The 12,616-nt window shown below is 60.1% G+C and carries 14 protein-coding genes; 7 read left to right on the top strand and 7 right to left on the bottom strand.

Annotated features, from left to right (window positions below; genetic code table 11):
• A partial coding sequence (locus NKJ91_RS32510; RefSeq protein ID WP_352458762.1) for a hypothetical protein occupies window positions 1-496 on the top strand: 496 nt, incomplete at its 5' end.
• A gap of 49 nt (window positions 497-545) precedes the next feature.
• Here NKJ91_RS32510 and NKJ91_RS32505 read toward each other — a convergent pair.
• Both NKJ91_RS32505 and NKJ91_RS32500 read right to left on the bottom strand, forming a co-directional pair.
• The gene (locus tag NKJ91_RS32505; RefSeq protein WP_352458761.1) at window positions 546-1,520 is read right to left on the bottom strand and encodes a hypothetical protein; all 975 of its coding nucleotides are present in this window, start codon (window positions 1,518-1,520) and stop codon (window positions 546-548) included.
• A gap of 217 nt (window positions 1,521-1,737) precedes the next feature.
• Window positions 1,738-2,037, bottom strand: a complete 300-nt coding sequence (locus tag NKJ91_RS32500; protein WP_352458760.1) for a hypothetical protein — start codon at window positions 2,035-2,037, stop codon at window positions 1,738-1,740.
• 252 nt (window positions 2,038-2,289) lie between these two features.
• On the opposite strand from NKJ91_RS32500, the gene NKJ91_RS32495 reads away from it, so the two are divergent.
• Window positions 2,290-2,712: a CBS domain-containing protein gene (locus NKJ91_RS32495; protein WP_023674444.1), complete on the top strand. Its 423-nt coding sequence runs from the start codon at window positions 2,290-2,292 to the stop codon at window positions 2,710-2,712.
• 155 nt (window positions 2,713-2,867) lie between these two features.
• Here the strand turns inward: NKJ91_RS32495 and NKJ91_RS32490 are convergent, their stop codons facing one another.
• From NKJ91_RS32490 to NKJ91_RS32475, 4 genes are all read right to left on the bottom strand, one after another.
• A complete protein-coding gene (locus NKJ91_RS32490; protein ID WP_023674443.1) occupies window positions 2,868-3,293 on the bottom strand; it encodes a hypothetical protein in 426 nt (141 codons plus the stop codon).
• 733 nt (window positions 3,294-4,026) lie between these two features.
• Window positions 4,027-4,458 carry a YybH family protein gene (locus NKJ91_RS32485; RefSeq protein WP_023674442.1) on the bottom strand — a complete coding sequence of 144 codons (432 nt, stop codon included), beginning with the start codon at window positions 4,456-4,458 and terminating at the stop codon, window positions 4,027-4,029.
• Between the two features lie 1,193 nt (window positions 4,459-5,651).
• Window positions 5,652-6,314: an acyl-homoserine-lactone synthase gene (locus tag NKJ91_RS32480; protein ID WP_352458759.1), complete on the bottom strand. Its 663-nt coding sequence runs from the start codon at window positions 6,312-6,314 to the stop codon at window positions 5,652-5,654.
• 83 nt (window positions 6,315-6,397) lie between these two features.
• Window positions 6,398-7,120: a LuxR family transcriptional regulator gene (locus tag NKJ91_RS32475; RefSeq protein WP_352458757.1), complete on the bottom strand. Its 723-nt coding sequence runs from the start codon at window positions 7,118-7,120 to the stop codon at window positions 6,398-6,400.
• A gap of 149 nt (window positions 7,121-7,269) precedes the next feature.
• Here NKJ91_RS32475 and NKJ91_RS32470 point away from each other — a divergent pair, with 149 nt between their 5' ends.
• From NKJ91_RS32470 to NKJ91_RS32460, 3 genes are read left to right on the top strand one after another with little or no spacing between them, the layout of a single operon-like run.
• Window positions 7,270-7,917 carry a cysteine hydrolase family protein gene (locus NKJ91_RS32470; RefSeq protein WP_352458755.1) on the top strand — a complete coding sequence of 216 codons (648 nt, stop codon included), beginning with the start codon at window positions 7,270-7,272 and terminating at the stop codon, window positions 7,915-7,917.
• A complete protein-coding gene (locus NKJ91_RS32465) occupies window positions 7,914-9,233 on the top strand; it encodes a type I glutamate--ammonia ligase (protein ID WP_352458753.1) in 1,320 nt (439 codons plus the stop codon). Before NKJ91_RS32470 ends, NKJ91_RS32465 begins: the two co-directional genes overlap by 4 nt.
• Complete coding sequence (locus tag NKJ91_RS32460) at window positions 9,233-10,012, top strand: N-formylglutamate amidohydrolase (protein WP_352458751.1); 780 nt, start codon at window positions 9,233-9,235, stop codon at window positions 10,010-10,012. Before NKJ91_RS32465 ends, NKJ91_RS32460 begins: the two co-directional genes overlap by 1 nt.
• 61 nt (window positions 10,013-10,073) lie before the next feature.
• Here the strand turns inward: NKJ91_RS32460 and NKJ91_RS32455 are convergent, their stop codons facing one another.
• Window positions 10,074-10,856 carry a hypothetical protein gene (locus NKJ91_RS32455; protein WP_352458750.1) on the bottom strand — a complete coding sequence of 261 codons (783 nt, stop codon included), beginning with the start codon at window positions 10,854-10,856 and terminating at the stop codon, window positions 10,074-10,076.
• 150 nt (window positions 10,857-11,006) lie between these two features.
• Between NKJ91_RS32455 and NKJ91_RS32450 the strand changes: the two genes are divergently transcribed.
• Both NKJ91_RS32450 and NKJ91_RS32445 read left to right on the top strand, forming a co-directional pair.
• Window positions 11,007-11,633 (top strand): DUF4129 domain-containing protein, encoded by a 627-nt coding sequence (locus NKJ91_RS32450; RefSeq protein ID WP_352458749.1) that lies wholly within the window; start codon window positions 11,007-11,009, stop codon window positions 11,631-11,633.
• The coding region (locus NKJ91_RS32445; RefSeq protein WP_352458747.1) for a DUF4350 domain-containing protein at window positions 11,630-12,616 on the top strand (987 nt) is incomplete at its 3' end. The genes NKJ91_RS32450 and NKJ91_RS32445, both read left to right, overlap by 4 nt.

Here is a 12,616-nt window from a genome sequence, read left to right as displayed (position 1 = left end):
TCAACTCGCCTCTGCTCAGTCTAACGTCTCGATTGGTCATGGCACTTCCCCTTCCACGGGAATCGGTGATCGCAACGTCACCACCGTGCCATGGCCGCTCGCCCCTCAGAGCAAGCGCCGTTCTCTCTCCAAAACTTTTTGCAGAACCTTCAGCACACTATCCCAAATCAGAGACTTATGGCGATCGGGATTTTTCGTTTCCTGCAATTTCGTGCCGCGACACGCCACACTGTTAGCCGCTATCCAATTTGAACGACGGCAGGCGGCTGGTCCGCATCCGCTGCGGCTACTGCAAGAGCTCTACAATTATTTCCCCGATGATCTGATCCAGATTTTTGGCGATGTGGACATCGACTCGCTGGCTTACCGAATGAAAATGCGAAGACGGCAAGGATCACGGCAGGCTGGAAGTGGAGCCATTTTCCGCGACCAAGCGCGAGGCTGTCGGCCTTCGTATCCGCCGGCTGGGAATCAATCGTATTCCGGTATGGAGTGACGGATCGTAGGCAGGCTCTTGTGGCAAGACGGGGCCGCCCCGCTCGTATTCAAGCTCCTTCTGGCATCTTGTAAGGCTTGATGTATCCTCGACGTTCTAAATCGGCGCGGTCCTCGATTTTGGCCCCGTAAAGCTGTTGTCGAAGGTCCGATGCCTGATCCGGCCATAGTTGTTCTGCAATTTGCATCTTGTGGAGCACCGAATAATCTCGGTATGGAGAAGGAAACCTGGTTAGCAATAGAAACATTGCGCCAAAAATACCGCAAATAAAGACATAGACAACGATTATCTTACTGTAAACTCCAAGAGATGACGCGATCCATATTTCCTTCATCAGAAGCATATTTATTGCGTACACGCATGCTATTACTACAATCAACAACATCAAATAAAAATATACGAAATATTTGGAAGCAGCCGAATGAAAACCTGTAAAAACCAGATGTGGTATATTCGATGGAAAGTATTTCCCGATGGCAGTCTCTGGAATCAAAGCTGACTGCATAACATTGAGTATACCCCGAGGAAAAATCCGCTTGAGAAGGTGGGCTATAGCCCCGTCGACGATTGCTATGTTGGCCTGGAGGGTGGCCGCGTATATTCCGAGCGTGCTTGATATAGCGAGAAGAGATTCCGCAACACCTGGAGAGCTTTTAATAGAAATTCCATAGACGCTAACATCGGTTCCTAGGTGAAAGTAGTTCGCAACCAAAAAGGTAAAAAGTGATATATTTAAAATGGTGAATTTCCCACTTGACGACTTAAGATGATCCCTTCTGGCAACAAGCAAATCCAGCAACGATCGATCCAGCTTGCCGACATCATCATCGTCTACAAGTTCGAGGTCGTGGTCAATGATCTGGGCAGGACTCAGCCAGCGTCGCGGGAACATCGCATTGTAGCGCTTGCGTTCCCGAAGCCAAAAACCGAGGCGAGCAAAAGGAAAGCTGCACCAGAACCGAATTCGGTTCCAGGTTCGCGTCAGGACGGCTCGCCCTTTCGCTGCGCTGCTCGATAGGTTCACGGTGTCCCCCCGGGCCTTCTGGTCAGGATGCAGCGCCGGCGTCACCCCCGCAAGGGCGGCCTCGCGATTCCCACGGTTTATATCAATTCCTGCTTCGGCAGTGAATTACGGTGACAGTGCACTTTTTGCCATGCCGCCGCCGCAGCAGCATGGTGCACCTTGCCCGCGTTCCCGGTCTGCCGCACCCCCAGCGCCGTACGGGCGAGCCAAAGTGTTTTCACGTCCGAAGAATATATGTTCCGCAAGAACTGCTCATCGAGTATTGCCGCGTCGCCGATGTCGCGGTTTTTCGATGCACCCGGGGGCCGAGAGTATCGCCGGGCAAATCGGCAAAGCCGAGAAACCCGGAAACGAGCCAGGCGGCGAAAAGAAAATAGTGCACCGGAATTACGGTGACGGTGCACTTTTTACCATGTTCGCCCCGCCGCATCGTGTAACCTTGCCCGCGTTCCCGGTCTGCCGCAGCACCGTACAGGCGAGCCAAAGTGTTTTCACGTCCGAAGACTATGCGTTCCACAAGGACCGCTCATCGAATATTGCCGCGTCGCCGATGTTGCGGTTATCGATGCTGGGGGATGCGGCAGACCGGGAACGCGGGCAAGGTGCACCATGCGGCGGGAGCGACATGGTAAAAAGTGCACTGTCACCGTAATTCCGCATGACAACCACCGCAAAATGCGGGTCTGGATGATGACCTCTGGCAGCCAAACCCCGTCCGCGTTAGAATGGGACAGGGGGACATTCACCAACCCAGCAAGGGAGGTCCGCCATGAAAGTCAAAGACGCAATGCATAAGGGTGTCGACTGGGTCAGCCCCGAAACCGCTGTCACCGAACTGGCGAAAATGATGCGAGCCCAGGATATCGGGTCGATTCCCATTGGAGAGAACGACCGACTGATCGGAATGGTGACCGACCGCGATATTGTCTGCAACGGACTGGCAGAAGATGGTTTCGACGGCCGCATCGCAACGGCGCGCGATGTTATGACGGCCGGCATTCACTGCTGCCGCGAAGACGACGATCTGGCCAAGGCCGTACGGCACATGGAAGAACTGAAAATCCGCAGGTTGCCGGTGATCAACAAGAATATGCGGATGGTCGGCATCCTTAGCGTCGGCGACGTCAGTCAGTCGGCACCGAGGGAACTGGTGTCCGAATACGTCAAGAGCGTTTCCGCCCACCACCACTGAAGGGCGGCTCGCCCGTGCGCTAAGGCCTCAGTCTGCCGCCGCGCTGGCCACAGCGCGCCGGCAGAAATGTCCGGTCATCGAGGCCGTGGCGCACCGGAAAAGCCCGCCGGCCGAAGCCGGCTGGAGCGTCTGCAGTCGCCAGAGTGTGGGTAACTTTATGCAGCCTTCAGGTTAATCACCCGCATCACTGCGACCGCTGTTCCGTTGTTCGTAGCAGCCTCCTTCGTGCTACCCTTGCCGCAGCTCCATACGTCACCCTCCTTGGCCGTGAACTGCATGTCTCCGGCCGTGACCTGCAGCTCGCCTTCAGTGACCGTGCAGACCATATCGTCGGCCATGACATCCCCGAGCGGGCTAGTTGCCTTTGGCTGGTAGACGACGTCTTCCATGGCAATTTTCTTGTACCCCTTGATATGGGAGTCTCGTGTTCCCAGTTCGACGAGCCGAACGCCGGGAAAAATCTCTTTGCCATCAGTCGGACCGTAGGTCTTGGCCGCTACCGGAATGGGCTTTGCGACCAATAGCGGGGCCGCCAACGAGGTGGCACCAAGGGCGAGAGCATTACGTCGATTCATCTTCATAACATCCTCCCTGAGTTAGTTCGCCCGACCGGGCGAACCTGATATTTTACGCGCCCGTTCAGCCAAATAGTCAAAACACAATTGGGCAAGCCAACGCCTGGCCTGCGCGCGTTCTGGCGTGCCGCTGTCCTACACCGCCGAAGTGCTTCGCGCGTCTTGGCGGCTGGCTGCGGCTGGCTGCGCATGGCCTGCCTGCCACACCTCTTGACTGTCCGAGCGGGTTAGATACTTTTTGCTGCGTGCCTTGAGAAAAGCGGTGCCGGGCACCTTGGCCAGCCGCGTGATAACCGACGAATGGGTGAGCCCTCACGTCGAAGAGAAAGAAGAAACAGCACCAGCTCTTGCTGGCCGCGCTGCCTAAAGCGAAACCGAAAATGACCTAGATTGTTGATGCGACGCGGGAAATTGGCCGCTAAGGATGAATTACGGTGACAGTGCACTTTTACCATGTCGCCTCCGCCGCATTGTGCACCTTGCCCGCGTTCCCGGTCTGCGGCATCCCCCAGCACCGTACCGGCGAGCCAAAGTGTTTTCACGTCCGAAGACTATGTGTTCCACAAGAACTGCTCATCGAATATTGCCGCGTCGCCGATGTCGCGGTTTTCGATGCACCCGTGGGCCGAGAGCATCGCCGGGCAAATCGGCAAAGCCGTGAGAACCCGGAACGAGGCGCGCGGCGAAAAGAAAATAGCGGACTGTCACCGTAATTCCTAAAACCTCTCCGGCAACCCTTCTACTCCCCGACAATGGACGTCGGCGGGCGTGCCGAGGTTATCGGATCGGCATGACGAAGGACGATCCTCCACGCGCCTTCCTCGCGCCGGAATATGGTGGTGACTCGAAGCGCAATCGGCACCAGTTTGTTGCCACCACCGACCTTGGATTGGAACCGCTCGACCTCGATGATGTATCCCAAGTCGGCTGTCGCATACTCCGAGATGCGCTCAAAGCCGATGGCCTTGCCGTGCCGGTAATTGGTGGCGGCCCGTTCCATGGTCTCAGCGGCCTTTCTCCATCCCTTCGCCGGCGGGCCAAAGGGATTGGCAATAATGACGTCGTCCTGTCGCGAGTAGAGGTTTTTCAAGGGCTCAGGATCGCCCTTTACGAAGGCATCCAGAGCCAGATGATCCTGCTCGATAAATTTCGTTAGGTCGGAGGCTAACATCTTAACATCGCCACATGACTAAAAAGAGAACTCTATCAAGCGCTTCATCCGCCCTTCGCCTTGCCGTAGGCATTCGAGCTGGTGTCCCGAGTATAGATCAGAATTACGGTGACAGTGCACTTTTTACCATGTCGCCCCCGCCGCATGGTGCACCTTGCCGGCGTTGCCGGTCCGTCGCATCCCAGCCCAGCGCTGTACGGGCGAGCCAAAGTGTTTTCACGTCCGGAGACTATGTGTTCCACGAGAACTGCTCATCGAGGATTGCCGCGTCGCCGACGTCGCGGTTTTCGATGCACCCGTGGGCCGAGCATCGCCGGGCAAATCGGCAAAGCCGTGAAACCCGGAAAACGAGGCAGGCGGCGAAAAGAAATAGTGCACTGTCACCGTATTCCACCGTGATCCCGAACACTAGGCAGGCGTTTGCGAGGGAACTGGATGCTGAAACAGTAGATAGGCAATCGCTACTTCATTGCCGCAAAAAACTGCACCACGGATTTCGGCAAAACCGCATGTTAAGAACCAAATGGGCGGCGATCCAGGGAACTTCACAGGTTCCACCAAGACGGAGGAGTTACGGTGACAGTGCACTTTTTACCATGTCGCCCTCGCCGCACGTGCACCTTGCCGGTGTTCCCGGTCTGCCGCATCCCCAGCACCGTACGGGTGAGCCAAAGTGTTTTCACGTCCGAAGACTATGTGTTCCACAAGAACTGCTCATCGAGTATCGCCGCGTCGCCGATGTCGCGGCTTTCGATGCGCCCGTGGGCCGAGAGCATCGCCGAGGAAATCGGCAAGGCCGTGAGCCCGGGAAAACGAGGCAAAATAGTGCACCGTCACCGTAATCCGCTCACAGGCCTCTAGCTGTGGCGGCGCCTTCACTAGACGGTGGAAACTATGACTGCCGTGAAATCGGTAGGCGGAAATACCCTTCCACTTGTGTCCTGAGCTGACTGCATCACGACGATGTATTCCGATCCAACCTGCTTGATCCAATAGCTACTCGTTACATGAGGAACGTTATGACAGTGAGATACTATTGGCACAAAATGCCCTTTGTACTTTTCTGCAATTTCAAATGATAACACATTGTTTTCCCATTTCACATTTGCCGAATGTTCCGCGAGCTGACCTTCCTTTATTCTGGCTGACGCAAGAATGACAGACATAATTACCCTCCCAGTTAACCATTAGACTTAGACCCGATTACAGACCAATGACACGCTGGTTTCTAGGAGGAACGGTATTTGCGTTCCACACCGAACCAACAACGAATGCTCAATCCCAAGTATCTTCCGAACACTCGCCAGCGCCGCCTCATTCACCTCGATATACGCGACGATGTACCATTCGCCGTTTTCTTCCCTCGCCATGCCCATCGGCTCGGCACGCCATTTGAGCGCGCCATGGTGGGGCATGAAGTAGGTTTCCTGGACGCCGCCGACCGCGCTGAGGCCTTCGTCGAGAGCGTATTCCATCACCGCGCAGCACAGCTGCGTCAGCGTGCCCCTCAGTCCAGCAGTGCGTTTGTCGGGAACGACGAATGTGCGCGTCCATTCGGCCCAATCGGGTCGTCTCGGGACGCCCGATTTTTCGCACATGTGAGAAAAGACCTCCGCGACCATGTGCGGCTCGCTCGTTGGGATCAATCGAGCCGAAGTCACTACGCGACCATCTTCGATACCGAGCAGGTAAGTCGCCGCGTCTGTATCGAACTGGTCCAGCTCGCGACCGTCCGGGCTCGGAGGGCGCCAATGTTTCTGGTGCACGAAGAAGTCGTGCCGCCGGCGCAGAAACTCGTCGAATTCGTTTTCGTAGAGATGCTTGTTATGCGCATTGACTACGTGGGCCGTTATCATGGCGCGATCCCCCGATCGTTCTCGCAGGGATACTCGCAGTCGCGCTAATATACGTCACCTGTCCGATGGGACAGTTGACGCGCTTAGGGATGGATCAGGCGCCGGCGCACCGCCTCGACGACCGCTTGCGTGGTCGTGCCGACACCAAAAGCCTCGCGAGCCCGTGTCGAGTGCCATTTGACCGTGCGCTCGGTAAGGCCAAGGATCTGCGAGGTTTCCGACGAGGTCTTGCCGGCCGCGGCCCACAAGAGCACCTCTTTTTCCCGGTCGGTCAGCAAGCCTTCATCGCCGTCATCGTCATTCGACAACGCCTGGATCGACATGCCCGCGTAGACCGCCATCGTCACCAGTTGCACCTGATGGCGCGGCGACAGGGTGCAGGCCTTCGCGGAAGACGCAAACGACAGCACGGATTGCCAGTGGTGAACGCTGAGCATCGGTACGGCGAAGCCGCTACAGATGCCGAACTCCGTCGCCTCGCCGGCGACGCGTCGCGAGCCCTCCGTATCCGACCACTTTGCCGGGACGTCGGACCACAGGAACGGCTTCAAAGTCTTTGCCGAGTAGATGCAAACACCATCAACCGCGGCATGCTCGGCCTCGACATAGCGCTCGAACCAGCCGGCCGGCCAGCCATTCAGTTCGACCATCGGTGCAAGCTTCTGCCCGCCAAGCGGCACCCCGCTCAGGATCAAGTGCTCGAAGCCGAGATTTCGCACGGTTTCGAGCAGGTCGCCCAGCAGCGGCCCGGTAGCTGTGTGCTTCCTGCAGCGTTCGACAAAGTCGAACACGTCTGAATCGATCATGACAGAGACCCCCCGTCTCCACGCCCGAAAACAAAGCTTACCTTAAATTAGTGACTTCGAATATCCCAATAAGTGCGTCCGCCACGCAGGACGCCTGGGCCAAAATCAGCTAAATCAGCCAGACGTGATCAGCGAAGCAGGACCCAAGCATGACGCCAGCACTGCCAAAACGAAACGAGCCGTTCCGGGCCGGCGAAACCGCGCTGCTGCTGGTCGACATGCAGCGCGTCTGGCTGGAGCCGGGTGCTGATCCGGCGCATCCGGAGCGCGGCCTCGACCACTATTTCTACCGGCAGACGGCGTCGCAAACGATCCCCAACCAGGAGCGCCTGCTGGCGGCGGCGCGGGCCAACGGCGTCGAGGTGATCCACACCATCATCCAGAGCCTGACCGAAGACGGGCGCGACCGCTCGCTCGACCACAAGCTGACGCCGATCCACATCGCGCCGAGCCGGCCGGAGGGGCTGCCGGTGCCGTCGCTGGCGCCGGTCGGCGACGAGATCATGCTGCCGAAGACATCGTCGGGCGTCTTCAACTCGACCAACATCGACTATGTCCTGAAGAACCTCGGCGTGCGCTACCTGATCGTCGCCGGCATCATGACCGACCAGTGCGTCGACATGGCGGTGCGCGATGCCGCCGATCGCGGCTATCTCGTCACCTGCGTATCGGATGCCTGCGCCGCCGCCTCGCAGGAGCGCCATGACGGCGCGCTCGAGGCTTTCGGCGGCTATTGCTGGGTCGCAGATACCGCCATCGTTACTGCCCGTTTCGAAGCCTTGGGAAAAGCTGCATGACATCGACCGTCGAACCGCTCGTTGCCGTCGTCACCACCGATCTTTCGGCGATCACGCGCGGCCGCTCGGTCGTCGAAAGCAGACTGCAGAAGATCGCAGCGACCGGCGTCGGCTGGCTGCAGGCCAATCTGTCGCTGACGCCGTTTAACTCGATCGTCGATCCCAATCCCTGGGGTTCGTCCGGCGATGTGCGGCTCGTTCCCGATCTCAACGCGCGGTTCCGCACGGCGCTGACCGGATCGGCGACGCCTTTCGACATGGTCGCCGGCAACATCGTCGAACTCGACGGCAGCCCGTGGGTCGGCTGTACGCGGACCATGCTCAAGGATGCGCTGGCGGAGTTGAAGGCAGCGGCCGGGCTTTCCGTCATCGCCGCCTTCGAGCATGAATTCCATATCGAGGGCGACTTCGGGCCGGCTCATTCGATGTCGTTGGCAGCACTGCGCCGCACCGATCCGTTCGCCGTTAATCTGATGGCGGCGCTGGCGGAAGCCGGCGTCGCGCCGGAAGTGGTGATCGCCGAATTCGGCACCGGCCAGTTCGAGGTGACGTGCGAGCCAACCTATGCGCTTGCCGCGGCCGATCGCGCCGTCGCCATCCGCGAGATCACGCGCGAAGTCGCGCGGTGTGCCGGGTGGCGGGCAAGCTTCGCGCCCAAGATCGCGCCGGATGCCGTCGGCAACGGCGTCCACGTCCATTTCAGTTTCGTCGACGAGGTCGGCAAGCCGGCGACCTACGACCCGGCCCAGCCGGGCGGCCTTTCCAGCCGTGCCGCTTCGTTCTGTGCCGGCGTGCTGCGCCACCTGCCCGCGATCACCGCCATGACGGCGGCGAGTGTGTCGTCCTACTACCGGCTGAAGCCGCACAGCTGGAGTTCGTCCTACACCTGGCTTGCCGATCGCGACCGCGAGGCGAGCCTGCGCATCTGCCCGACGGTGACGATCGGCGGGCGCGATCCTGCGCGGCAGTACAACGTCGAATACCGGGCAGCCGACGCCACCGGCAATCCCTATTTGTCGCTGGCGGCGATCGTGCGCGCCGGGCTGGAGGGGCTGAAGGCCAAGCTGCCGGCGCCGCCGCTTGTCTCGGGGGACCCGACGCAGATGAGCGTTGCCGAGCGCAAGAAGCTTGGCCTCGTGCGGCTGCCGGAAACGCTGCCTGCGGCACTCGACGCACTCGTTGCCGACAAGACCGTCACCGGATGGTTCGCGCCGGTGTTCGTCGAGACTTTTGTCGGCCTCAAGCGGCATGAGACCGAGCGCCTCGCCGGTCTCGACCCAGTGGCTGTCTGCGATCTCTACCGGACGCTGTATTGATGACTGAGCCGCTTGCCAGCGCCATCCTACCGGAAGGTTGGCCACCCGCGGTCGACGCAATCAACGAAACGGGGCGTTCCGATATCGTTCTGATATGCGAGCATGCGTCCAATCATATTCCGGCCGAGTATGCGCGGCTCGGTCTCGACAGCAGCCATTTGCAGCGCCATATCGCCTGGGATATCGGCGCCGCCGAAGTGACCCGCGCTCTGTCGAAGCTGCTCGATGCTCCGGCTTTCCTCAGCTCCTATTCGCGGCTTTTGATCGATCTCAACCGGCCGCTTGGTTCCGGCGGCAGCATTCCGGTGCAATCGGAGGACACGGACATCCCCGGCAATGTCGGCCTCGATCCGGAGGAACGAAGCCGGCGTGCCGAAGTCATGTTCGCGCCGTTTCATGACCGCGTGGCCGCCCATCTCGACGACCGGGCGAAGCAGGGCAGACCGACGCGGATTGCGACGATCCACTCCTTCACGCCGGTCTTTCTCGGCATTGCGCGGCCCTGGCACGCCGGCGTGCTTTACGATCGGGCGGTCGATTTCGGCCAGGCAGTGCTTGCCGGCCTGCGCGCCGACAGTGCACTCAACGCCGCGGCAAACGAGCCCTACGTGATCAGCCGTGACGGCGACTATGCCATACCCGTCCATGGCGACGATCGCGGCATTCAGGCCGTCCTCATCGAGATCAGGCAGGACCTGCTGGCGGGCCGCTCCGGCATCGAGGAATGGGCGAAGCGGCTGGCGGCGGCGTTGCCGGTGCAGCAGACAAAGGCGTTGTGACCAAGCTCGGCTGCCCGAGCGCAACGCGAGCCCAGTCGCCGATGAAAAGCCGGGCGAACCGTCAGGAGAAGATCTGCGACAGCTCTTCGACGCTGGTGCCTTCCTTGACCTGACGCAGCTCGACATAGCTGACCGCCGCGGCAACCGACAGCACCATCGACAGTACGGTCGACACCAAGGCTGCCGCCACATCGGCAATGATCCCGCCAAACATGACGATGACTGCCAGCATCACCCACTGGATGACCATCGCGATGACCATCAGGATCAAGAAGAGGCCAAATAGCGGCCAGCGGTTGCCCTTGGTCAGGACACGGCTACGCGACATCGAACCGAACACGCCAAGCCGCTCCTGGATCAGAACCGGCACCGCCACGCACCATCCGAGCCATAAGATGATGCCGGGAACCAGCAAAGCTATCGACGCCAGGCCCGCACCCAGGCCGACGAGCAGGCCAATACCGAGGGTCGGCAGCAAATTGCGGATGGCTATCTGAATGCAGTCGCCAAAGGTCGGCCGCTTGCCGTTCAAGTCCTCGATCGTCGCCCGCACCAGCGCCGACTGGAGCAGCAGCGCGAAAACGAAGGATAGCAATCCCGCAATAATCGTAACCCATGAATTCCGAAACATCATCGAGGGATCGGCCGCGGCGCCGGGGTCGCCCTGCAGAACCGCATCTATTTGCGGTTGGCTCCACAGCCGAAGAATAATCGCCGGCAAGCCTGAAAACAGCAGCGCGAGCCCAAGGCACAAGCCGATGTTGCGGCCGATCACGGCGAAGCTGTTGTTGAACACCCTGCCGATCTCGAATTTCTCAGGCCGTTCCAGTGTCGTTGAAGCCATGATTTCCCCCCGTGTTTCGCCGTAACAGTATCACGGCGCCCTAATAGTAATTCTGCCAAGATTAACGGTGGGCGTCCAGCCCACTTGCAATTCTTGTTCTGCATTGTCAGTGTCGGCAGGGAACCACAGGTTGCAGGGGAGCGGGTGGCGGTGGCACAGCCAGGCACAGCGGAAGCCGAACGGCTGACCAATCTGCACAAGCAGCTGATCGCCGATGAGTCGATCCAGTTCGACCTGCCGGCCTATGTGCCGCCGAAGCCGCCCGAGTGGCTGAAACCGCTGCAGGATTTTTTGTCGTGGCTCGGTCCCTACATGATCTATCTGTTCTGGGGGGCGGTGATATCGGGCGTCGCAATCATCCTGCTTTTGGTCTTCCTCGAGGTGAAAGGCATCGCCTGGCGGCTGCCGTGGCAGCGCGCTCGACCCGAAGTCGAAGACGAAGAAGCCTGGCGCCCCGACGCCGGCGCCGCGCAGATCCTGTTGTCGCAAGCGGATGCGCTGGCCGCACGCGGCGACTATGACGAGGCGGTTCACCTTTTGCTTCGGCGCAGCGTCGCCGATATCGCCGGCCGGCTGCCGGACTTCCTGCGCCCGTCGCTCACCGCGCGCGACATCGCCAACGCCCCTTCCCTGCCGGGAAGGGCGCGCCATGCGTTTACCGAGATCGCCCGCATTGTCGAGGCGGCGCTGTTCGCGCGCCGGCCGGTCGGCGCGGAAGGCTGGCGGCAGGCGCGCGGCGCCTATGAACGTTTCGCCTTCCGGGATGCCTGGACGTGAGTGCACCGGCGGTCGAGGCACAGGAGCCGTTCAATCGAAAGACACTGTTTTGGGGGATTTTCGCCAGCCTGCTTGCGGCGGCCGGTTTTTTCCTGCTGTCCACCTATGCTCCCGATTTCCGGCAACCCGGCAACGGCGGCGCCACGCCGCTGTCGAAAAGCGGCGTCGGCTACGCCGGCCTGGCGGAATGGCTGCGGCTCACCGGCGAAGCGCCCTTGATGGCGCGGACCGAGGACGATCTCGGCACCGACATGCTGCTGATCGTCACCATTTCGTCCGACAGCGATCCGGAAGCGCTCGACCACATCCTCAATCTTCGCCAGGACCAGAACACACTCTTCGTGCTGCCCAAATGGCAGATCCTGCCGCTGCAGGGGCATGAAGGCTGGAACATGAAATTCGGGCGATTGCCCGGTTCGGTGGTGAACGAATGGCTTGGCCGCATCGCCGATGCGAAGATCGGTGCCGGCCAGAGCACGGCAAAGCAACTCGACATCGAAGGCAACATGGTTGCCGCACCCGAAGAATTGCAGTGGGTGGCCGACAAGTACCCTCTCATCGCAGCCGGCAATGACAAGGCTGTGCTTACCGAACTAGACGACAAGCCGTTCCATATCCTGACTGACCCCGACCTGATCAACAACGCCGCCCTCAAGGATCCCGAAAAGGCAGCAGCCGCGCTCGGGCTGATTGCCTTGCTCCAGCCCGACGACGGCCCGGTGATGTTCGATCTGACGCTGCACGGCGCGGGGCGGAAGTATGATCTGGCCAAGCTTCTGGTCGAGCCGCCGTTCCTGGCGCTGACACTGACGATCCTGATCGCTGCGGCGCTGGCGTTCCTGCATGGCCTTGGCCGGTTCGGCCCGCCGCGTATAGACCAGCCCGCGATCGCCTTCGGGAAGCGGGGGCGGGGCGCTACGGCGGCGGTGGTCGTGCGGCGTGGCGGCCGGCTGGGCGAGCGGGGAGGCCGGGTTGCGGCCTTT

Source organism: Mesorhizobium sp. M0040, from assembly GCF_040323505.1.
In the GTDB taxonomy this organism is placed as follows: domain Bacteria; phylum Pseudomonadota; class Alphaproteobacteria; order Rhizobiales; family Rhizobiaceae; genus Mesorhizobium.
This window is presented reverse-complemented; position numbering and strand designations above follow the sequence as displayed.

Excerpts from the sequence above, each read along its gene's own strand:
- NKJ91_RS32455 (WP_352458750.1), bottom strand. The coding sequence starts at position 10,856 with ATGGCTTCAACGACACTGGAACGGCCTGAGAAATTCGAGATCGGCAGG.
- NKJ91_RS32475 (WP_352458757.1), bottom strand. The coding sequence starts at position 7,120 with ATGATCGATTCAGACGTGTTCGACTTTGTCGAACGCTGCAGGAAGCAC.
- NKJ91_RS32480 (WP_352458759.1), bottom strand. The coding sequence starts at position 6,314 with ATGATAACGGCCCACGTAGTCAATGCGCATAACAAGCATCTCTACGAA.
- NKJ91_RS32495 (WP_023674444.1), top strand. The coding sequence starts at position 2,290 with ATGAAAGTCAAAGACGCAATGCATAAGGGTGTCGACTGGGTCAGCCCC.
- NKJ91_RS32485 (WP_023674442.1), bottom strand. The coding sequence starts at position 4,458 with ATGTTAGCCTCCGACCTAACGAAATTTATCGAGCAGGATCATCTGGCT.
- NKJ91_RS32470 (WP_352458755.1), top strand. The coding sequence starts at position 7,270 with ATGACGCCAGCACTGCCAAAACGAAACGAGCCGTTCCGGGCCGGCGAA.
- NKJ91_RS32465 (WP_352458753.1), top strand. The coding sequence starts at position 7,914 with ATGACATCGACCGTCGAACCGCTCGTTGCCGTCGTCACCACCGATCTT.
- NKJ91_RS32490 (WP_023674443.1), bottom strand. The coding sequence starts at position 3,293 with ATGAAGATGAATCGACGTAATGCTCTCGCCCTTGGTGCCACCTCGTTG.
- NKJ91_RS32460 (WP_352458751.1), top strand. The coding sequence starts at position 9,233 with ATGACTGAGCCGCTTGCCAGCGCCATCCTACCGGAAGGTTGGCCACCC.